Annotated in this window: 24 protein-coding genes; 13 read left to right on the top strand and 11 right to left on the bottom strand. The window is 68.7% G+C overall.

All coding sequences use genetic code 11. The annotated features are described in order from the left end of the window. The first annotated feature begins 24 nt into the window (after positions 1-24). Genes IZR01_RS02410 through IZR01_RS02400 form a run of 3 tightly spaced genes read left to right on the top strand, consistent with a single transcriptional unit; the run spans position 25 to position 1,836 of the window. The gene (locus tag IZR01_RS02410; protein ID WP_194922709.1) at positions 25-702 is read left to right on the top strand and encodes a hypothetical protein; all 678 of its coding nucleotides are present in this window, start codon (positions 25-27) and stop codon (positions 700-702) included. A 3-nt stretch (positions 703-705) separates the two neighbouring features. Continuing rightward, positions 706-1,290 carry an NsdA family TPR-like regulatory protein gene (locus tag IZR01_RS02405; protein WP_499698299.1) on the top strand — a complete coding sequence of 195 codons (585 nt, stop codon included), beginning with the start codon at positions 706-708 and terminating at the stop codon, positions 1,288-1,290. 3 nt (positions 1,291-1,293) lie between these two features. Further along, positions 1,294-1,836 (top strand): NUDIX hydrolase, encoded by a 543-nt coding sequence (locus IZR01_RS02400; RefSeq protein ID WP_194922707.1) that lies wholly within the window; start codon positions 1,294-1,296, stop codon positions 1,834-1,836. Between the two features lie 85 nt (positions 1,837-1,921). Here IZR01_RS02400 and IZR01_RS02395 read toward each other — a convergent pair whose 3' ends face one another. Further along, positions 1,922-2,539: an LUD domain-containing protein gene (locus tag IZR01_RS02395; RefSeq protein WP_194922706.1), complete on the bottom strand. Its 618-nt coding sequence runs from the start codon at positions 2,537-2,539 to the stop codon at positions 1,922-1,924. 201 nt (positions 2,540-2,740) lie between these two features. Between IZR01_RS02395 and sigJ the strand changes: the two genes are divergently transcribed. After that, positions 2,741-3,622: an RNA polymerase sigma factor SigJ gene (sigJ, locus tag IZR01_RS02390; RefSeq protein ID WP_228558815.1), complete on the top strand. Its 882-nt coding sequence runs from the start codon at positions 2,741-2,743 to the stop codon at positions 3,620-3,622. A gap of 98 nt (positions 3,623-3,720) precedes the next feature. On the opposite strand, the gene IZR01_RS02385 is transcribed toward sigJ, so the two are convergent. From IZR01_RS02385 to IZR01_RS02375, 3 genes are all read right to left on the bottom strand, one after another. Then, positions 3,721-4,131 (bottom strand): cytidine deaminase family protein, encoded by a 411-nt coding sequence (locus tag IZR01_RS02385; RefSeq protein ID WP_194922704.1) that lies wholly within the window; start codon positions 4,129-4,131, stop codon positions 3,721-3,723. A gap of 46 nt (positions 4,132-4,177) precedes the next feature. Continuing rightward, positions 4,178-5,458, bottom strand: coding sequence for a serine hydrolase domain-containing protein (locus IZR01_RS02380; protein WP_194922703.1), 1,281 nt, complete (start codon positions 5,456-5,458; stop codon positions 4,178-4,180). Positions 5,459-5,570: 112 nt separating this feature from the next. Next, positions 5,571-6,143, bottom strand: a complete 573-nt coding sequence (locus tag IZR01_RS02375; protein WP_194890964.1) for a helix-turn-helix domain-containing protein — start codon at positions 6,141-6,143, stop codon at positions 5,571-5,573. Between the two features lie 99 nt (positions 6,144-6,242). On the opposite strand from IZR01_RS02375, the gene IZR01_RS02370 reads away from it, so the two are divergent. After that, positions 6,243-6,959 carry a class I SAM-dependent methyltransferase gene (locus IZR01_RS02370; protein WP_194922702.1) on the top strand — a complete coding sequence of 239 codons (717 nt, stop codon included), beginning with the start codon at positions 6,243-6,245 and terminating at the stop codon, positions 6,957-6,959. 95 nt (positions 6,960-7,054) lie between these two features. On the opposite strand, the gene IZR01_RS02365 is transcribed toward IZR01_RS02370, so the two are convergent. Together IZR01_RS02365 and IZR01_RS02360 are read right to left on the bottom strand one after the other, a co-directional pair. Next, positions 7,055-8,881 (bottom strand): LCP family protein, encoded by a 1,827-nt coding sequence (locus IZR01_RS02365; protein ID WP_194922701.1) that lies wholly within the window; start codon positions 8,879-8,881, stop codon positions 7,055-7,057. Beyond that, on the bottom strand, positions 8,874-9,329 hold the full coding sequence (locus tag IZR01_RS02360; RefSeq protein WP_194890967.1) for a DUF6542 domain-containing protein: 456 nt from the start codon (positions 9,327-9,329) through the stop codon (positions 8,874-8,876). The genes IZR01_RS02365 and IZR01_RS02360 overlap by 8 nt, the downstream gene beginning before the upstream one ends. Before the next feature lie 168 nt (positions 9,330-9,497). Between IZR01_RS02360 and IZR01_RS02355 the strand changes: the two genes are divergently transcribed. Together IZR01_RS02355 and IZR01_RS02350 are read left to right on the top strand one after the other, a co-directional pair. After that, complete coding sequence (locus IZR01_RS02355; protein WP_194890968.1) at positions 9,498-9,782, top strand: hypothetical protein; 285 nt, start codon at positions 9,498-9,500, stop codon at positions 9,780-9,782. 140 nt (positions 9,783-9,922) lie between these two features. Beyond that, on the top strand, positions 9,923-10,762 hold the full coding sequence (locus IZR01_RS02350) for a hypothetical protein (RefSeq protein ID WP_194922700.1): 840 nt from the start codon (positions 9,923-9,925) through the stop codon (positions 10,760-10,762). Positions 10,763-10,775: 13 nt separating this feature from the next. On the opposite strand, the gene IZR01_RS52935 is transcribed toward IZR01_RS02350, so the two are convergent. Beyond that, on the bottom strand, positions 10,776-10,967 hold the full coding sequence (locus IZR01_RS52935; protein WP_323746881.1) for a TetR family transcriptional regulator C-terminal domain-containing protein: 192 nt from the start codon (positions 10,965-10,967) through the stop codon (positions 10,776-10,778). On the opposite strand from IZR01_RS52935, the gene IZR01_RS02340 reads away from it, so the two are divergent. Further along, a complete protein-coding gene (locus IZR01_RS02340) occupies positions 10,961-11,101 on the top strand; it encodes a hypothetical protein (RefSeq protein WP_194891025.1) in 141 nt (46 codons plus the stop codon). The genes IZR01_RS52935 and IZR01_RS02340 overlap by 7 nt on opposite strands. Positions 11,102-11,390: 289 nt before the next feature. Here IZR01_RS02340 and IZR01_RS02335 read toward each other — a convergent pair whose 3' ends face one another. Beyond that, positions 11,391-11,933 (bottom strand): YbaK/EbsC family protein, encoded by a 543-nt coding sequence (locus IZR01_RS02335; RefSeq protein WP_194890970.1) that lies wholly within the window; start codon positions 11,931-11,933, stop codon positions 11,391-11,393. Positions 11,934-12,113: 180 nt separating this feature from the next. Further along, entirely contained in the window at positions 12,114-12,599 is a 486-nt protein-coding gene (locus IZR01_RS02330; RefSeq protein ID WP_194922699.1) for a MarR family winged helix-turn-helix transcriptional regulator, read from the bottom strand. Between the two features lie 117 nt (positions 12,600-12,716). Between IZR01_RS02330 and IZR01_RS02325 the strand changes: the two genes are divergently transcribed. Together IZR01_RS02325 and IZR01_RS02320 are read left to right on the top strand one after the other, a co-directional pair. Beyond that, a complete protein-coding gene (locus IZR01_RS02325; protein ID WP_194890972.1) occupies positions 12,717-14,237 on the top strand; it encodes an MFS transporter in 1,521 nt (506 codons plus the stop codon). A 280-nt stretch (positions 14,238-14,517) separates the two neighbouring features. After that, positions 14,518-14,922: a hypothetical protein gene (locus tag IZR01_RS02320; RefSeq protein WP_194890973.1), complete on the top strand. Its 405-nt coding sequence runs from the start codon at positions 14,518-14,520 to the stop codon at positions 14,920-14,922. An 86-nt stretch (positions 14,923-15,008) separates the two neighbouring features. On the opposite strand, the gene IZR01_RS02315 is transcribed toward IZR01_RS02320, so the two are convergent. Next, positions 15,009-15,422: an organic hydroperoxide resistance protein gene (locus IZR01_RS02315; protein ID WP_194890974.1), complete on the bottom strand. Its 414-nt coding sequence runs from the start codon at positions 15,420-15,422 to the stop codon at positions 15,009-15,011. A gap of 99 nt (positions 15,423-15,521) precedes the next feature. Here IZR01_RS02315 and IZR01_RS02310 point away from each other — a divergent pair, with 99 nt between their 5' ends. Continuing rightward, positions 15,522-16,052: a TetR/AcrR family transcriptional regulator gene (locus tag IZR01_RS02310; protein WP_323746020.1), complete on the top strand. Its 531-nt coding sequence runs from the start codon at positions 15,522-15,524 to the stop codon at positions 16,050-16,052. Positions 16,053-16,202: 150 nt separating this feature from the next. Here IZR01_RS02310 and IZR01_RS02305 read toward each other — a convergent pair whose 3' ends face one another. Further along, complete coding sequence (locus IZR01_RS02305; protein WP_194922698.1) at positions 16,203-16,895, bottom strand: DUF4097 family beta strand repeat-containing protein; 693 nt, start codon at positions 16,893-16,895, stop codon at positions 16,203-16,205. A 152-nt stretch (positions 16,896-17,047) separates the two neighbouring features. On the opposite strand from IZR01_RS02305, the gene IZR01_RS02300 reads away from it, so the two are divergent. Next, positions 17,048-17,656: a helix-turn-helix domain-containing protein gene (locus IZR01_RS02300; protein ID WP_194922697.1), complete on the top strand. Its 609-nt coding sequence runs from the start codon at positions 17,048-17,050 to the stop codon at positions 17,654-17,656. Further along, positions 17,653-18,186, top strand: coding sequence for a P-loop nucleotide/nucleoside kinase family protein (locus IZR01_RS02295; protein WP_194922696.1), 534 nt, complete (start codon positions 17,653-17,655; stop codon positions 18,184-18,186). The genes IZR01_RS02300 and IZR01_RS02295 overlap by 4 nt, the downstream gene beginning before the upstream one ends. Positions 18,187-18,188 lie beyond the last annotated feature (2 nt).

The following is an 18,188-nucleotide window of genomic DNA, read 5'->3' as shown; positions in this document are numbered from 1 at the left end:
CCGCCACAGGCAGGGACGCAGCAGGTGGACGAGTACCGAATCCCAAGAGAGCTAACAGGGCGCCCCGAGTTCATCAAGGCATGTCGTGACCGTGAAATGGCTGAAGTCTTTAGGCTTGTCCGGAAGTGGGTTGGCCTCAGCAATAGCGGCATGGGGCGCATGACAGGACTGGGTGGCAATCGCGTCGGAGAGCTGATCAACGGCAAACGCTACGAGATCAAGAAGATCGAACTGATTGAGGCGATCGCTGATGGCTTAGGCATCCCCGGCGACATGCTCGGTCTTGCGGCCAGACCATGGGAGACGCCAGCTGTCGATCAGCAAGGCGGTATGGAGAACGAACCCCAGCCGTGGCGGCTCGCAGACGCGCTTACACGGTCGTCGGTCAGCCCGACCGCGCTCGATCAGATGGAGCGCGCAGCTATGAAGCTCGCGGGTCTGTACCCATCGACACCGCCAGAACAACTCATGCCGCAGGTTCTAGGCTTGTCGAGCAGGGTTCGCGAAATCCTGTCCTTGCCATCCTCGTTGAGGATCAAGCGCCGCAGCGTCCAACTGGCAGGGATTCTTGCTGGCCTCGCGGGGCATATCTACCTTGACCTTGGTGACCGCTTTCGATCTGCGAGCTTCTACGAAGTGGGTCGCGTCGCTGGTGAAGAAGCCGAAGATGACGGACTCATCGCCTGGGTCCTCACTATGTAGAGTATCGGCCAGTTCTTCGAGGGTGACTCCGCTACAGCCGTTGAGTACCTCGAGGAAGCGGCTCGACTCACTCAGGGCGGAACTAATCGGCGTCGCCACGCGTGGGTGACCGCACAGCTAGCCAGGGCTTATGCGACACACGGTGATTCGGGCGCTGCTTTGAGGAGCCTCGACGAGGCTTCGTCAAGCTTTGAAGGCGCTGATAAAGCAGGAGGCATTGACTTCTTCGACGAAGCCCGGCTGAGCGGAATCGCAGGTACTTGCAATCTGCTGATCGGATATCCTGCCGCCGCGAGTCAGATTCTGGCTGTGGCGCTGGACAACCGTGCGCCCAGGGACCTCAAGGGCCGAGCCTTGCTGACCATGGATCTTGCTTCTTGCCTCATTGCCGCGGGCGAGATCGAGGAAGCCTGCACAGTGGCCGGCACCGCCCTGAACGTAGCCTGCGATTCGATAGTTCAACCGATCGCCATTCGGGCTCGTGCGCTGCGGCATGAGCTTCAGCCGTGGACCGAACTAGGATCGGTACAAGCATTTGGAGAGCACGTGCGGGCACAGCTCTCGTCACCTGCGGCGCTGGAGGGCTGATAGTTGCGTTGGCACAGTCACGGACGCCGGCCCGTCTACGAGAGTGACTGGGTCAACGTCTGGCTGGAAGACGTCGAGATCCCCGGTGTCGGTCGAATCGAACACCATGTTTTGACGATGCCGCGTCCATCGACGACGGCCGTCGCTACTGACGCGGAGAGCCGTATCTTGCTCATGTGGCGGCATCGGTTTATCACGGATGAGTGGGGTTGGGAGGTGCCAGCCGGGTGGGCGGATCCTGGTGAAGCGCCGGGTGACGCTATCCGACGTGAGATCGAGGAGGAGACCGGCTGGCGTGCCTCCAGAGTCTCTGAGCTGATCAGCTATAACGCGCTGAGTGGGCTGTCAACGATGAGGTTCACGGCGTACCACGCCACAGAGTGCACTTATGTGGGGCCGCCCTCCGATCCGAGCGAATCGACGCGTATTGAGTGGTTCACGCCGGAGGATGCCGCGAAGCTGATCGCGGATGGTCAAGTGCCCGACGGCCCGTCTCTGACGGCATTGTCGTTCTATCTAGCCGTGGGCACGCGATCAGCGGTGTAGTCATTTAGCCACCGCTTGATCACCAGAACAGACCAGCCCAACCCTCATCCATGGCCGGAATCGTACCCTGATGCCAGAGGGTGGATCAGAACCCGATGGCCTCGCGCAGGAGCAGTACTGTGCCACGCCCCGGAATCAGTTCCCTATTGAGGACAAGCAGGCGGCTCACGATAGAGGGCGATCCATACGCCGCCATAGTGCGCTTGCTCTCTAGAGGGAGACTGTGTTCCTCTACCCGGCGCAGCGCTGTAGTCAGGTCGGGTACCACTTTCTGCGCGCCGACGATCCAGATCGCGTGTGCGGCGCCGCCGGCGCTGGCCGGTAGTTGGCTTCCGGTCCCTGACGCCAGGACTAGCGAGCCGGTCTCGGTGACTGCGGCGACGCTGTTCACGACGTAGTCGGGGGTCGCGGTCATCCTGCGGATCGCGTCCGCCTCGGTGGCGCGGTCGGCGGTCAGGACCCGCGGCCGGATGGCGTCGTATCGGCTTCCGTTGTTGATGTCGTCGTCTATGCCGGATTGGCGCAGGGTCTCGCTGGCGCCGGTGAAGACGCTGGCACCGGCGGGGATCAGGCTCTTCAGGCGGATGCGGGCGGTGGCGACGTCGTCGAGGATTTCGACGGCGAAGCCGTGGGCTTGTAGCGCGGCCGCGGCTCGTTCCAGTTGTTCTGTAGAGGCTGGGATGGCAAACGTGGAGTCGTTCATACCTGTACGACAAGGCAGCTCTGCAGAATGTGAGGCGTGTCGGCCTCACAGTGGGGAGGGCTGTCTTGTCGTAATGGGTGGGGGCATAGACGCGAGCGAGGAGACGGGGACACTATGACGGCGCCATCCGAGCCAAAGCCTGATCCGGACCCGGTCCCGGACCCGGGCTCTGGAGAAGCCGATCCCGGCCTGAGTGCGCTCATGAGCGAGCGGCGTCAGCTGACCAACCTCGGCTACCGGCTCCTCGGATCCCTCGCCGACGCCGAGGACGTCGTCCAGGAGACCTACCTCCGCTGGTACGCCTTGTCCGCGCAGGAGCAGCAGGCGATCGAGTCGCCCGGCGCCTGGCTGATGACGGTCGCCAGCCGCATCTGCCTGAATCAGCTCGCGTCGGCGCGGGTGAGGCGGGAATCGTATGTGGGCGAGTGGATTCCGGAGCCGTTGCCCGAGCCCGGGGAGTGGATCACCGGGCAGCCGGGTGCCGGCGGGCTCGATCCGGCCGACCGCGTCACCCTCGACGAGTCGGTGACCATGGCGTTCCTGGTCGTGCTCGACGCGATGACCCCGGCCGAGCGGGTGGCCTTCGTCCTGCACGACGTCTACCGCTTCCGCTTCCCGGAGATCGCCGAGATCGTCGGCCGCACCCCGGCCGCCTGCCGCCAACTGGCCGCGTCTGCCCGCCGCCGTATCCGCGCCGCGCGGGCGCCGGACGGACCGAGCACCGAGCAGGCGGCGATCGTGCGCGACTTCAAGGCGGCGTGGGCGGCCCAGGACATCGACGCGCTGATCGGCCTGCTCGACCCGGACGCCACCGCGACCGCCGACGGCGGCGGCCTGGTCAACGCGCACCTGGACCCGATCGTGGGCGGCGTGCGAGTGGCGCACGCCTACGCCGAACTCGCCAGCCGGGTCCGCGACCGCGCCGCGTTCCTGGAATACACGGTCAACGGCCGGCCCGGCCTGGTCGCGGTGCAGGACGGCCGCACCGTGAGCGTGTTCGCGTTCGACATCGCGGGCGGGCGGATCCGGCACATCTGGGCGGTGGCGAACCCGGAGAAGATCCGGCCGTGGCGGCTCGGCTGAAGTGCGGCTGCGGCAGAGTGCGAGTCCGAGTCAAGCGCGGCTGCCGCCGAGCGTGAATCAGTCGCGTGCACCTCAGTCCAGCGGATCAGGCTGGCGGTTCAGTCCAGCGGATCAGGCCACTCATGCGCGGGCAGGAACTCCCGCAGCGCCGCGCTCCGTGCCCGCCCCAGAACCACGTCGGTGTCGATGTTGCCCCAGTCCACCTGCCGAATGAACTCCCGGCACCGCCCGCACGGCGGCAGCACGTACCAAGTCCCATCGTCCCCGCGCCATACCGCCACGATCCGCGCGATCCGATACTCGCGGGCGGTGACCATGGCCGCGATGGCGGCGTGCTCGGCGCAGAACCCGGTCCCCGAACCGGTGTCGATGCACACGCCGCGGTAGAGGTTCCCGCCCTCGGTGATCAATGCCGCCCCGACGTTGCCGAACAGGCGGTCTCCCACCCGGTGCGGATTCACGACTGCCTGGGCCGCGGCGATGAGCTCGTCATGAGAAGCGCTGATCATCTTGCGGAAGCTACCAATATCGACTTTCGCGGGCCAGCGATTTACCTCAATGTTGCGAGGTCTTCGAGGCATTCGAGCGCGTCGGGGCATTTGAGTGCGTCGAGGCATTCGAGCGCGTTGGGGCATTCGAGTGCGTCGAGGCCTGCGATGCCTTGGCCACGCCGCAGAACGCCGGGCTCAGCGCCGCCCGCAAAGCGGTGAAGACGTCGTTGTTGTTCGACACGTTCGCCGAGATCGTCACCTGCCGGCTGCCGTCCTTGGTCGAGTACGCGTACGTCTCGTAGCCCTCGACGATGCCGTCGTGCCCGTAGACGGCCACGCCGCACGGCAGCTTGTACTCGCGCATCCCCAACCCGTAGAGCGAGGTCCCGGTGGAGTCGACCGGGGTGGTGGCCTCCATCTCCGCGAGTTCCGGCGGCGGCAGGACGCGGCCGGTGGTCAGGGCCCGTAGATACTTGTCGAGGTCGCCGGTGCTGGAGATGGCGGCGCCGGCGGCCCAGATCCAGGATCCGGTCTGGGCGGTGGCGTCGGACAGGCCCTTGGCCGGGTCGTCCTGGGTGAGGTAGCCGACCGCGTGTGGGCCGGAGATGTCGGTCTCGGGCACGACGAAGCTGGTCTGTTCCAGCCCGAGCGGCTTGATGAGCTCCCGGTCCAGCAGGTCGGCGTACTTCGCGCCGGTGACGTGCTCCAGCAACAGGCCCAGGACGACGAAGTTGGTGTTCGAGTACTCGTAGGACGCGCCCGCGCGGAAGTCGGGGCCGTGTTTGACCGCCATCGCCACCAGCGCCGCCGGGTCGTAGGTCTGGTAACGGAATCGCTGGTAGGTGCGGACGGTGTCACCGGCGATCAGTGCATTGCTGTAGTCGTGCAGCCCGCTGCGGTGGTCGAGCAGGTCCCGGACGGTGATCGTCGAGCCGGTCGGCAGCAGTCCGGCAGGCAGGTAGTCAGCCGCCGAGGCGTCCAGGCGCACCCGGCCCTCGGCGACCAGCTTGAGCACCATGACCGCGGTGAAGCTCTTCGTGATGCTGCCGATCCGGAAGCGGCCTCGCGGATCCACGGGGGTCTTGGCCGAGATGTCGCCGAGCCCGACGGAAACGGTGGTCGGCGTGACGCGGCCGTCCGCCGAGTCCTCGATCCGGGCGAAGACGCCCGGCGCACCGTCCGCGACCACCCGGTCCAGTGCCGATCGCAGGTTCCCGACATCCGATCCGCCGGTCCAGGAACGCGAATCCATCGCCTGCGCGCTGCCGGCGGTGCACAACGTGGCGCCGAGCAGGCCGGTGACGACGGCGACGATGACCTTGTGCCGGGTGCCAAGCCGCGTCATGGGATCCCTGCCTCGTCGCTCGGAGCACCAGCCCTATCAAGCTTCTGATGTGGTGCCTGATAGAAGCCTATGTGAGCCAGGGCGTGAAATCGCGGATCGACGCAGGGGCGAATCAGGTGGTCCGGACCTTTAGATGCGCGCGTTCGCCCTGCTTCCCGAACAGGATGAGGAGTTCGACGGTCTGGTCGCCGTCCGCCCCGAGCCAGTGCGGCACCTGCGTGTCGAACTCGGCGGCCTCGCCCGCCTTGAGCACCAGATTCTGGTCGCCCAGCAGAAGCCGCAGCCGGCCGGCGATCACGTAGAGCCATTCGAAGCCCTCGTGCGTCTTCGGGTCGGGCTCGACGCCGGGGCGGGGCGGGATGAGCAGCTTGTGGGCCATGACGCCGCCGGGGTGGCTGAGCGGGATGTGGGTCATGCCGTGGCGGTTCACCGGACGCGGGTGGATCCGCGGGTCGCCGGTGCGGGGCGCGCCGACCAGGTCGTCGAGCGGGACGGCGTAGACCTCGGCCAGCGGGAGCAGCAGTTCCAGGGTCGGCTTGCGGGAACCGCCTTCGAGCCGGGACAGGGTGCTCTCGTTGATGCCGGTGCGTTCGGCGAGGTCCGCGAGGGTCATCCCGCGGCGCCGGCGCAGTTCGCGCAGGCGCGGGCCGACGGCGTCCAGGACGTGCTGCTTCGAGGGGGCCATGACTCCAGGTTGCTGAAACGGCACGGAATCTTGCAACTCCGGCGGCGCGCGGCGCACCGTCGATGACGGAGCGACCACCCGCGAGCAGAGGATTCCCGCATGCAGCCGCACTTCGACACTGCCACTGATACCGCCGCCACTGATACCGCCACTGATACTGATACCGCCGCCACTGATACCGCCACTGATACTGCCGCTGACTCGGCGACCTTCTGGGAGGACTTCTACTCCCGCGCCGACCCGCGCTGGGGCACCAGGGTGAACGTCGTGCTCGAAGGCCTGGTGACCGCTTTCGCCCAGACCCCCGGCACGGCGCTGGACCTGGGCTGCGGCCACGGCGGCGACGCGCTCTGGCTGGCCGGGGCCGGCTGGGACGTCACCGCGGCCGACGTGGCCCAGGCCGCCCTGGACCGGGTCGCCGAGAGCGCGTGGGCGGCCAGCCTGGCCGGGCGGGTCCATCCGGTGCGCCACGATCTGGCCGAGAGCTTTCCCGAGGGCGAGTTCGACCTGGTCAGCGCCACCTACTTCCAGACCCCCATCGAGATCCCGCGTACCGAGGTGCTGCGCCGGGCCGCGCACGCGGTGGCGCCGAACGGGCTGCTGATCGTGGTCGAGCACGCTTCGGTGCCGCCGTGGTCATGGCAGGCGGGCCAGGACATCCGGTTCCCGACGCCTGAGGAGGTGCTGGCCTCGCTGGAACTCGGCGCGGGATGGCGGGTCGAGCGGTGTGACGCGCCCGAACGCGAGGCCACCGGACCCGAGGGACAGAGCGCGATGGTCGTCGAGAACGTCATCGTGGTGCGGCGCATTGCGTGAGGATCGAGCGGTACTCGGGTAGCGGTCACGCGAAAGCGCGTCCCGACGATCCTGTTTATGGATCGTCGAGGCGCGCCACTTCAACGCCGACTGAATCAGTTGATGCAGGGGATCCCGTTGACGGAGTCCGGCCCGTTGCCGGTGATCGTCCCGCCGTTCTCCCCGTTCCCGGAACTGGTGGCCGTCGACGATCCCGAAGGCGTCGAGCTGCCGCCCGTAGAGCTGCCAGAGGTTGAGTTGCCGGAGGTCGAGCCCGGCGTCGAGGGCGTGCTCGACAAGCCCCCGGCGGCGAGCGAGTCGCCCTTGTCCGTCCCGATGACGACCAGGATCGAGCCGGCCTTCACCGAGCTGTCGGCGGTCGCGGTCACGCCGCCGAGCTGGGTCCCGACGGCCTGTGCGGCGGCGCTCGCGCCGGACCCGTACAACACCGTGGTCTGCTGGTGCGAGGGGCGGATGTTGTCGCCGACGCTGGCGGTGAGGCCGAGGGCGCTCAGCGTCGAGACCTCCTTGGCGGCCGCGCCGTTGACGCCGGAGGCGTTCTCCACCACCGCCGTGCCGGTGAGGTGCTGCTGGCTGGAGGAGCCGGTCGGCGCCGGGGTCGGGGTGGAGGCGGTACTGCTCGGCGTCGTCGGTGTCGTGGCGGTCGAGGAGGTGGCGTCGCTGTCGGCGAACGCGCTCTTCACGAAGGCCTGCACCGTCGGGATGTCGATCTCGTTGCCGACCTCGTGGTTCTTCCCGATCCACTTCCACGACGAGTCGGTGATGATCGGCGCGGTGCGGAACGAGGTGCTGCCGTCGGACAGCGCCGAGGCGTTGCCGGCGAAGTCGAGCAGGTTCCAGCCGCTGTCGATGATCACGTCCTTCTCGGCGGTGCCGATCAGGCTGTCCATCTTCGACAGGTCGCTGAGAAACCCCTGGTCCTTGAGCCGCTTCAGGACCGCGGTGATGTAGGCCTGCTGCCGGTGCGTCCGGTCCAGGTCGCCGTTCGGCAGGTCCTCGCGCTCGCGGACGAAGGCCAGCGCCTTGGTCGGGGTGTCGAGCGTGAACACCCCGGCCGGGAAGTTCGCGCCGGAGTTCTCGTCCTGGGTCGGGCGCTTCAGGCAGACCTGGACCGGGCCGACGTCCCCGGCCACGTCGTAGAAGCCCATCAGGTTCACTTCGGCGAAGTGGTCGATGGGGATGTTCAGCAGATTCTCCAGGGTGCCGATCTGCGCCTTGACCCCGGCGGCGTGGCCGATCTTGGCCAGGGCGTGGGTGTCGGAGATGCCGGAGGCGGAGGCCTTCTGGGTCGCGTAGTAGTAGGCGTTGCCGTAGGCCTCCTTCACCTTCATCGTGCCCATGTCGTTGCCGTAGCCGTCCTGGGCGTCGACCCAGTCGTCGCGCGGGATCGAGACCGCGGTCGGCGTCCCGTTGCCGGCCGGGACGTGCAGGATGATCTCGCTGTTGGCGTTCTCGCCGCCGAGCAGGTCGGAGGCGGAACCGGCGTGGAGTTCGTCGTGGACGACGTCGTCCGGCAGCGGGTCGCCGTTCATCGCGTAGCGCGAGTCCAGGCCGATCAGCAGGATGTTGACGGATTTGTCCAGGCCGCTGTGCACCGGCGCCGGCTTGCCGTGCGCGACTTCCACCTTGCTGGTGTCCACCGACTGCACGCCGGTGTCCAGTTTGTGCACGCCGTACCAGGCGATGCCCGAGCCGGCCAGGACGGCCGCCCCGGCGACCGCGAAGACCCCGCGCGCGGCGATGACCGCCGGGGACGTCCGGCGCGCGGCGGTACCGGCCTTCTTCGCGGCGTGGTCGGGCTCGGCGCTCTCGACGGACTCGGTGTTCTCGACGGGCTCGGGGCCCTGGGCGTTGTCGGCGTTCTGGATGCCGTCGAGGTCGTCGGTACCGTCGAGCCCGTCGGTGTTCTCGTTCTCAGCCACGATGCGCTCCCACCGGCCGGGCGCCTTCGGGCGCGGGTTCGGAGCCGGCCGGGCCGGGCTGCAGGTCCCCGCCACGGCTGAAGACGGCCTTGGCCAGGGCCACGACCAGCACGGCGCCCAATGCCACGAGCGTGATGATGAACGCGTGGTGCAGTGCGGTCACGGAGTCCGTGCCCAGCTTCGTGTGGTTGGTGCCGCTCGGCTCGGCCAGCAGCACCCCGCCGACCGCGGACGGCACCACGACCATCGGCTGCGCCGGCACCAGCCACCACAGGCCGCGCCGGGTCGCCAGCATCGTCGCCGCACAGGCGCCGAGCACCGCGCCGCCCTGGAACAGCGGTCCGTCTCCGTTGCCATTCGCCCCGGCCACGATTCCTGCCGCCACGGGTATACCCACCGCGATCAGGGCTGTCAGCCCCGCACGCCAGCGTTCATCGAGCCCCGCCATGATGTTCCCCACCCCAGATCCGTAGGAGGATGCTCCCTACCAATTGACGCATGGATGTTCGGGATGGTTGCAGTCTTCCCGGCGGGGGTTCATATGGGCTTTCCGCAGCCATCCGGGCTTTATACACTCGCTATTGACGTGATGGGTTGAACACGAGGGGGGCGTGCAATGCCAGATCTTGCTGTAGACGTCGATGCGCTGGAGACCTTCGGCGGTCAGCTGGACTCCATCCGGACCCGGATGAACGCGGCGCGTGACTGGACGCACCAGTACGACGGACAGATGGGGGCTTCCCAGGTCGAGGACGCGCTGCACTCGTTCTCGTCGGGGTGGAAGGACGGCCGCACGGAGATCGACGGTTCTCTGCAGGCGTTGTCCGAGATGCTGACGAACGCCGCGCAGAACTTCCGGCAGGCCGACGCCGACCTGGCGAAGCCTCTCCAGAAGAAGTAGCGGCGGTGCGGTAGCGCTTCGGATCCGACGCGGCGCCGGTCGTTCAACCGGTCGGCGCCGCGGGTCGTGGTCACCCCTGGACGTCTGAAGAGCTGACGGTACTCTGTCAGCTGCTTGTCAGCCGTACGGGGAGGGAACCGATGAGCGAGCAGCCGAACCACGGTCAGCCGAACCAGCAGCCGCCGTACCCTTACTCGCCGCCGCCGCCGCCGCCGCCGCCGCCGCCGCCGGCACAGCCGCAGCAGCAGCCCTACCCGTATCCGCCGCAGCAGCAGGGGTATCAGGGTCCGCCGCCGCAGCAACAACAGCAGCCGTATCAGAACCCGTATCCGCAGCAGCAGCAGCCCTACCCGTATCCGCAGCAACAGCAGCAGCCCTACCAGCCCTACGGCCAGCCGCCGCAGCAGTACGGGGCCCCGCAGGGCTATCCCCAGCAGCAGCCGTATCCGCAGGTCCCGCCGCAGCAGTATCCCGGTCCCGGTCAGCAGCCTTATGGCCAGCCCTACGGTCAGCCCGGTCAGCAGCCCGGTCAGCAGCCCGGCCAGCCCGGCCAGCCGGGGCAGATGGGGCAGATGGGTCTTCAGCCGAACCAACTCCCGCCGGGCACCGGCCTTGGTCCGGACCAGGCGCAGGCGGGCAAGAAGCCGAAGAAGAAGCGCAGCGGCTGCGCGACCTTTTTCCTCGTCGTGTTCAGCCCCCTCATAGCCCTGGCCTTCGTCGTCTACGGCATCTACTGGGTCCTGGCCTGGCTCCTGACCCCGGTCGCGCTGGCCGTCCACCTCGTGTTCTGCGGCCTGGGCCTGATCTGGTACTCGGGGGTTAAGGTGCTGGCCTCGGGGCGTTCGAAGTACCGGTTGTTCCAGCCGCTGTATCCGAAGTTCCCGCCGTTGTGGACCGGCAAGTACTGGGTCGGGCTGAACCGGACCGTGCGTTCAACTGTCGAAGGTCTGGCGGGGATCCTCGAGTTCTTCAACTGGTGAGCCGGACGCCGGGCTACTCGGCGAGGTCCGCCAGGTGCCCGGCGACGATCGCCCTTGCCTCGTTCACGGTCAGCCGGGGCGGATCGGCGGTCAGCTGGATCACCAGGCCGTCCAGCAGCGCGTGCAGTCGGCGGGACTCCAGGGCCTGATCCCGGCCTTCCGCCAGGCGTCCGAGTGCTGGTGGTGGGCGGCCTGAACGTGGCACGCCAGATCGCCTTCCCGTCGTCGCGGGTCGGGGGCGGGATGACGATCCTGCTGTTCTTCGTGGTGCTGGCCGTCAGCTTCGTGGTGATCGAGGCGCTGCGGCGGACCCGGAATCGGGCCGACCGGCCCCGGTGATGGCGGGGTCGGCGGGCCCGACCCGTCCATCGTGGGGAAACATCGGCCTGTGCCGCAACATTCCGCGCCGGATCCGTGGTGTGGCGAACGCCTCAGATCACTGACACGGCCGCGGCGGTCGGCGCCGGCCCCGGCCGATTCGCGCTTGAACAGCAACGCTTTTTCGGCCCGGATGCGTCGTAATAGTTAGACGGGTTCTGGACCGTGGGGCGGTCCGGAACCCGGCCAGTTCGGGTCGGCATCCGGTCGGCGCTGCGGCATCGGGGGTCCGCAGCGCCGACCGCCCGGCTCAGCGCGGGACGCCGAGCCCTTCGAGCACCTGGGCACCGGGCAGCCCGGCGATCGCCGCCCCCGGCAGCCACAGCTTGGAGCCGCGGATCCCCGATCCGACCACGGCCACCGGCGCCGCGGCCACCGCCGCGTCGACCAGCACCGGCCACCCCTCGGGCAGCCCGATCGGCGTGATGCCGCCGTACTCCATGCCGCTGAGCTCCACCGCCGCGTCCATCGGCGCGAACGACGCCTTCCGCGCCCCGAGGTGCTTGCGCACCAGCGAGTTGACGTCGGCCTTCGTGGTCGCCAGCACCATGCACGCGGCGTAGGAGGTCTCCTCGCCCCGCCGGGCCGCGACGATCACGCAGTTCGCGGACTCCTCGGGCAGCACGCCGTACGCGGCACAGAAGGCCTCGGTATCGGCCAATTCGGCATCGATCTGCGCCACCTCGACCAGCGGCGCGAGCGCGGGCAGCGCACGCAGCGCGGCCGCGACCGGCGCGGCGAGCAGTTCGGGACGGTCCAGGGCGGGGGTGCGGACTACGGCTTCGGTGGGCATGGACCGAATCTACGCCGCGGGTTCGGTCGGCCGGAAAGGGCGGTGGCGGCGCGACGATCCGGCTGCTGGCGGTCGCCGGAAGTCGCCCGCGAGGCATCGCGCACGCTGCTCCGCCGATCCGGCTGCCGCGGCTGATCGGCAGCCCGCGCCGATCGATCCGACTCGGGCTGCGGCCTGCTGCTACTTCCCCCGCGTCCCGCTCTCGACCAGCACCGCATCGGTGCCCGTCGGCCCGGTGCCTGTCGGCTCGGTGCCTGTCGGCTCGGTGCCCTTCGGGTCGGCGGCCAACTCGGCGGCCAGCACCGAGCGGTGCGTCGGGCGGGCCTCGGTCAGCCGCTGCATGCCCTCGTCGGTCAGCACCACGAAGACGCCTCGGCGGTCGGAGCTGCACAGGGTCCGGGTGACCAGGTTCTGGTTCTCCAGACGGCCGATCATCCGGGACAGCGCGCTCTGCGTGATCGGCACGTGCGCGGCCAGTTCCTGCACCCGGGGCGGCTCGGCGCAGTCGTACTCGGACAGCGTGTCCAGTACCTCGAACTCGCTGGCCGACAGGCCGTGCTGTCGGTCGAGCTCCAGCTCCAGGGCATTCCACACGCGGGTCTTGCGCGCGACGAGTTCCCGCCACTGTTCGACGAGGTTTCGCTCAAGGAGGGTCTCGGACTCCATGCGCACATGGTAACACGTGCGAGCGCACAAGGTTCCCTCACATAAAGTGCCAGTGCATAAGGTGTCACGGCACAAAGTGTTTGCGCACTAAGTGCACGTGCATGTAATCTCCACGGCATGAGCCACAGCGACACCGCAACCACCCTGCGTCCCGGCGAGTCCGCCGCGTCGGGACGCTGGCCGCTCCGTGTGTGGGGCGCCCTGATAGTCCTGTGCGGCGCCCTCTTCCTCGATGCCCTCGACACCTCGATGGTCGGCGTGGCCCTGCCGTCGATCCGTGAGTCCCTGCACCTGTCCACCTCTTCATTGCAGTGGGTCGTCAGCGGTTACGTCCTCGGCTACGGCGGGTTCCTGCTGCTCGGCGGACGCGCGGCGGACCTGCTGGGGCGGCGGCGGGTGTTCCTGACCGCGCTGGCCGTGTTCGCCGTCGCCTCGCTGCTGTCCGGACTGGTCGACGACGGCAGCCTGCTGATCGCGACCCGGTTCGTGAAGGGCATCAGCGCCGCGTTCACCGCCCCGGCCGGGCTGTCCATCATCACCACGACCTTCGCCGAGGGGCCGGACCGCAACCGGGCCCTGAGTATCTACACCACCTGCGGCGCCGCCGGCTTCTCGCTCGGCCTGGTGCTCTCCGGGCTGCTCACCGAGGCCGGCTGGCGCTGGACGCTGCTGGTCCCGGCGCCGGTGGCGGCGCTGATCCTGGTGATCGGCAGCAAGCTGATCCACCGCGACCAGCCGGTGGCCAAGGAGCAGCGCGGCGGGTACGACGTGTTGGGCGCCGTGACCAGCACCGGTTCGGTGCTGCTGCTGGTCTTCGGCATCGTCCGGGCCCCGCAGGTGGGCTGGCTCGCGCCGATCACCATCGGCACGTTCGTGGCGGCCGTGGCGCTGGCCGCCGGGTTCGTCGTCACCGAACTGCGGGTGGCCAACCCGCTGGTGCGGCTCGGCGTGCTGCGCTCCCCGTCACTGCTCCGGGCCCTGATCGGCGGCGGCCTGATGTTCGGCGGCTACGCCTCGTTCCAGTTCATCGTCACCCAATACCTCCAGACGCTGTCCGGGTGGAGCGCGCTGCGCACCGCGCTGGCGTTCCTGCCGGCCGGTCTGATCGTGCTGCTCGCCAGCTTCAAGATCGCCGACGTCCTCAACAAGTACGGCACGGCCCGGGTCGGCGTCGCCGGCTTCGCCGCCCTGTCGCTGGGCTACCTGCAATTCCTGCGGATCGGCCAGACCCCGAGCTGGTGGGTGATCCTGCCCTCGATCGTGCTCCTCGGCCTGGGCTTCGGGCTGGCGTTCCCGGCGATCAACGTGCAGGCCGCCGCCGGCATCGCCGACGAGGAGCAGGGCCTGGTCTCCGGGCTGCTGAACACCGCCTTGCAGGTCGGCATCACCGTGGTGCTGGCGGCCTCGACCGCGATCATCGCCGCCAACGGCGGCGGCACCGCGCACAGCAATGCGCAGGTGCTGGCCAGCTACCGGCCGGTCCTGGTGTTCGTGGCCGTGGCCACGGTCGGCGGGCTCCTGATCCTGGCCGGCGGTCTGCTGTTCAACCGCCGCAGCCCGGTGGAATCCACGCTGGCCGAGGAGCTGGAGGACGAGCTCGACGTCCTGACCCTGCGCGAGCAGGACCTGATGGTCTGAGCACCAGGTCTGATGGTCTGAGCACCGGACCTGATGGTCTGACCACCGGACTCGATGGCCTGAGCACTGGACCTGATGGCCTGAGCAGGCTGTCTGCCTGAGCTGGCTGCCGATCTGAGTCAGTCGTCGGCCTGAGTCGGCTGTCGGCTTGAGCTAGCCAAGTCATCGGCGCCGGTCCCCGAACCAGGGGGACCGGCGCCGATGAGTTTCGCGGCGGCCTGTCGTCTGTTGTGCTGAGAGCGGGAAACGCCGCACCATCCACGAACCGCCGGAGGGCACCATGGCCGCCAAGACCGTCGCCGAGAAGCTCGTCATCAAGCCGGGCCACTCGGTCTGGACCTCGCACCCCGACCGCTTCGCCGGGATCGGTGCGCTGCCGGCGGGTGCCGGGCGCACCGACGACCTGGCGACGGCCGACGTCGCGGTCCTCTACGCCGACGACGCCGACTCCGCCCGCGCCCTGCTGACCGCGAACAAAGCCGACGTCACCAAGCCGCCGGTGGTCTGGATCGCCTATCCGAAGGCCAACCGGACTGACATCAACCGCGACAGTCTGTGGCCGATCGTCGTCGAGTTCGGCATGCGGCCCAACGGGCAGGTGGCGATCGACGAGGTCTGGTCCGCCCTGCGCTTCCGCGCGGACAAGCCCGGCGAGGAGCCGTTCAAGGGCGGCGGGAAGAAGTAGCGCTGGACCTGGCGCCACGGCACTGCCCGAGTCCGGTTCCTGCCCGACTTCCTGCCGGGCTTCCCGCCCGACTACCTACCGATTCCCTACTCGACGACGATCTCGACCGGGATGTTGCCGCGGGTCGCGTTGGAGTACGGGCAGACCTGGTGGGTGGCCTCCAGCAGGGCCTGGCCCTTCTCGCCGTGCAGCTCCTCCGGGAGCTCGGCGCGCAGCACCACCGACAGGCCGAAGGCGCCGCCGTCCAGGCTGTTCAGCGTGACCTCGGCGGTCACCGACGCCTCGGAGACGTCCAGCCCCTGCTGCTTGGCGACCAGCTGCATCGCGCTGGCGAAACACGCCGAGTAGCCCGCGGCGAACAGCTGCTCGGGGTTGGTGCCCTGGCCGTTGCCGCCCAGCGACTCCGGGAAGGCCATGTTCAGGTCGAGCTTGCCGTCGTCGGTGAAGGAACGGCCTTCGCGACCGACAGAGGTGGCGACGGCGGTGTAGACGGGCTTCATGGGAGGGCCTCCAAGCTGCGGGTGGGGCGGAAGCCAGACAGATCTGTCTGTCTGGTTCACTGCTTACAGTAGACAGATCTGTCTGGTACCGTCAAGTGTGTGAGCTCAGCCCGTTCCCGCATCCTCGACACCGCCACTCGGCTCTTCTACGCCGAGGGCATTCACACGGTCGGCGTAGACCGGGTGATCGCCGAGGCCACGGTGGCGAAGGCGACCTTCTACCACCACTTCAAGTCCAAAGAAGACCTGGTCCTGGCCTACCTGACGACCGAGTACGAACGGCAGAAGGTCCTGCTCGGCGGCGCCCCCGGCACCGGCGTCGAGCGCATCGAGGCGATCCTGGCCAAGCTGGCGGAGGTCAGCGTCGGCCCGGGCTTCCGAGGCTGCCCGTTCCTGAACGCCGCCGCGGAGTACGCCGACCCCGACCACCCGGTCCGCCACGTGGTCGACGACTACCGCTCCTGGTACCGAGACCTGATGCGCGACAGCCTCAAGGCCTCCGACCGGCCGAACGCCGACCAGAAGGCCGACCTGCTGCTGCTGGTGCGAGACGGCATCGCCGTCGCCGGCGGGCTGGGGGACAAGGACGCGGTCCAGGCCGGCGTCCGGACCGCGCTCGCCGCGGTGTGAGGGCGTGAAGGTGTGAGGGTGTGAAGGTGTGAGCGTGTGAGGGTGTGAAGGTGTGAGGATGTCGGCCGACTGACGCTGGCCAACCAAGGTTGACGCCGGCCAATCAAGGTCGCCTGCCGGTTTCCTGTTCTGCTTCGCGGTCGGCCGGTCTCAGGCCGATGTCACCGTGACCGCGCCCGCGTTCGACGACACCTTCAGGTGCCGGGTCGCCGACGGATCGTTGGGCACGTCCACGGTTCGCGCGCCCGCGTTGGTGGACGCGTCGACGGCGTAGCTCCCGTCCGGCACGGCCACGGTCACCTCGCCCGCGTTGCTGTGCGCGGTGACCTCGTTCGGCGGCGCGGTGAAGGCCAGGTGGACCGCGCCGGCCGAGGCCTGGACCCGCACGCTCGGGGCGCTCAGGGCCTTGCCCTCGACCTCGCCCGCGGCGGCCGTGATGTCGACCGCTCCGGCGATGCCGGCCACCGTGACCTGGCCCGCGTTGTCGGTGATCGTCACCGCGAGCGAGGGCGGCACCGTCACGTCGTAGGCGATCCCGCAGTCGTCGCAGTTGGCGGTCAGGTCCAGTACGCCGTCGATGACCGCCTGGCCCGGGGTCGGCGGCCGGTCGGAGTGGTAGTCGATGTCGCGGTGCACGATGACGCCGCCGCCGGTGTCTCCGCTGTGCACCACCACCTGGCCGGCGCCGTTGTCGATCCGCAGTGCCCGGACCTGCTGGGTGATCGTGGCGTCGACTTCGACGTGGTGGTCGTTGAGATAGCTGCACCCTGACACGCCGACCGTGACTGCGGCCGCCGCGCATGCCGCTGCCAGTGCGGCGATCCGGCCCCCTGAAGTGCGCACGGCACCCACCCCCATCGATGACAAGCCCACGCGGCGCCGATCGCCTGCGCTCATTGCCAGCGTAGAGAGTGCAGAGCCAGTTTGCAAAGACTCTCTGCAAAACTGTTTGCAGAGTTCTCGGCATAGCGCGGCATGCGAGGTATGGTGACGCCGTGCCCCAAACCCCTCCCGAACCGATCGGCACCGCGGACGGCGACCGGTCCACCATCTACCGGGTGCTGTCCAACCCGCTGCGCCGCCGCATGCTCGCCTACCTGCAGCAGCACCGCGAGGCCAACTCCACGAGCCTGGCCAAGGCCCTCGGCGAGAGCACCGGCACCACCAGCTACCACCTCCGCAAGCTCGCCGAGCTCCGCTTCGTCGAGGAGATCCCGGAACGCTCGACCGGCCGCGAGCGCTGGTGGCGCGCGCTGCCGATCCAGCTGGAGGCGCCAGACCCGGGGGTGATGGACCCCGCCGAGTTCGCGGCGCTCGCGGAACGCGCGCGGGAGCAGGCGAAGCACGACATCGACCTGTACTACCGGGTGCTCACGCAATACGAGGGTCCGGAAGGCTGGGCCCAGGCGTTCCGTGGCGGGTTCTGGATGAGCAAGGAAGAGTTGTTGGGTTTCCTGAACGAGTACAAGCAGCTCCAGTGGAAGTACGGGCACGCCGATCCTCGCGAGGCACCGGAGGGGGCGCGGCTGATGGCTTTGCGGACGTACGTCGTCCCCGAGCCGCCGGATGAGGCGGCGGGGGAGAACGAACAGGTTGAGGGGTGAACCTCCTTCCGAGACTGATCGCCGTCAGCGGCCCACCCGGCGCGGGCAAGACGACGTTGGCGCACGCGCTGGCCGATGCGCTCGGCTGGCCGGCGGTGTGTCGTGACGAGATCAAGGAGCGCATGGTCGGCGCCGATCCCGCCGAAGACCTGAATCTGAAGACGCTCGACGTGTTCTTCGGCACCCTGGCTGACCACCTGCGATCGGGGACGAGCCTGGTCGCGGAGGCGGCGTTCCAAGACCGCCTCTGGCGTCCGGGGCTCGAGCCGCTGCTCGGCCTGGCCGACATCCGCGTCGTGCGCTGCGTCGTCGACCCCGAACTCGCTCGTGACCGTATCGCCCACCGGGCCGCCATCGAGTCTGCGCGCTCGGCGCACGATGACGCGGCCTTCCTGCGCCGCATCGCCGAGGGGCAACGGCCGATCGACTCGTGGGTGCCGATCGCGCTGGACGTTCCCACCTTGACCGTGGATACCACCCGGGAGTGGGAGCCGTCCTTGGCCCGGATCGTCGAGTTCGCCACGCGCTGACG

The sequence above is a fragment of the Catenulispora pinisilvae genome, assembly GCF_015356865.1.
GTDB lineage: Bacteria > Actinomycetota > Actinomycetes > Streptomycetales > Catenulisporaceae > Catenulispora > Catenulispora pinisilvae.
This window is presented reverse-complemented; position numbering and strand designations above follow the sequence as displayed.

Coding starts and splice junctions, on each gene's coding strand:
- IZR01_RS02395 (WP_194922706.1), bottom strand. CDS start 2,539: ATGAACGACTCCACGTTTGCCATCCCAGCCTCTACAGAACAACTGGAA.
- sigJ (WP_228558815.1), top strand. CDS start 2,741: ATGAGCGAGCGGCGTCAGCTGACCAACCTCGGCTACCGGCTCCTCGGA.
- IZR01_RS02385 (WP_194922704.1), bottom strand. CDS start 4,131: ATGATCAGCGCTTCTCATGACGAGCTCATCGCCGCGGCCCAGGCAGTC.
- IZR01_RS02380 (WP_194922703.1), bottom strand. CDS start 5,458: ATGACGCGGCTTGGCACCCGGCACAAGGTCATCGTCGCCGTCGTCACC.
- IZR01_RS02375 (WP_194890964.1), bottom strand. CDS start 6,143: ATGGCCCCCTCGAAGCAGCACGTCCTGGACGCCGTCGGCCCGCGCCTG.
- IZR01_RS02370 (WP_194922702.1), top strand. CDS start 6,243: ATGCAGCCGCACTTCGACACTGCCACTGATACCGCCGCCACTGATACC.
- IZR01_RS02360 (WP_194890967.1), bottom strand. CDS start 9,329: ATGGCGGGGCTCGATGAACGCTGGCGTGCGGGGCTGACAGCCCTGATC.
- IZR01_RS02355 (WP_194890968.1), top strand. CDS start 9,498: ATGCCAGATCTTGCTGTAGACGTCGATGCGCTGGAGACCTTCGGCGGT.
- IZR01_RS02350 (WP_194922700.1), top strand. CDS start 9,923: ATGAGCGAGCAGCCGAACCACGGTCAGCCGAACCAGCAGCCGCCGTAC.
- IZR01_RS02335 (WP_194890970.1), bottom strand. CDS start 11,933: ATGCCCACCGAAGCCGTAGTCCGCACCCCCGCCCTGGACCGTCCCGAA.
- IZR01_RS02330 (WP_194922699.1), bottom strand. CDS start 12,599: ATGGAGTCCGAGACCCTCCTTGAGCGAAACCTCGTCGAACAGTGGCGG.
- IZR01_RS02325 (WP_194890972.1), top strand. CDS start 12,717: ATGAGCCACAGCGACACCGCAACCACCCTGCGTCCCGGCGAGTCCGCC.
- IZR01_RS02320 (WP_194890973.1), top strand. CDS start 14,518: ATGGCCGCCAAGACCGTCGCCGAGAAGCTCGTCATCAAGCCGGGCCAC.
- IZR01_RS02315 (WP_194890974.1), bottom strand. CDS start 15,422: ATGAAGCCCGTCTACACCGCCGTCGCCACCTCTGTCGGTCGCGAAGGC.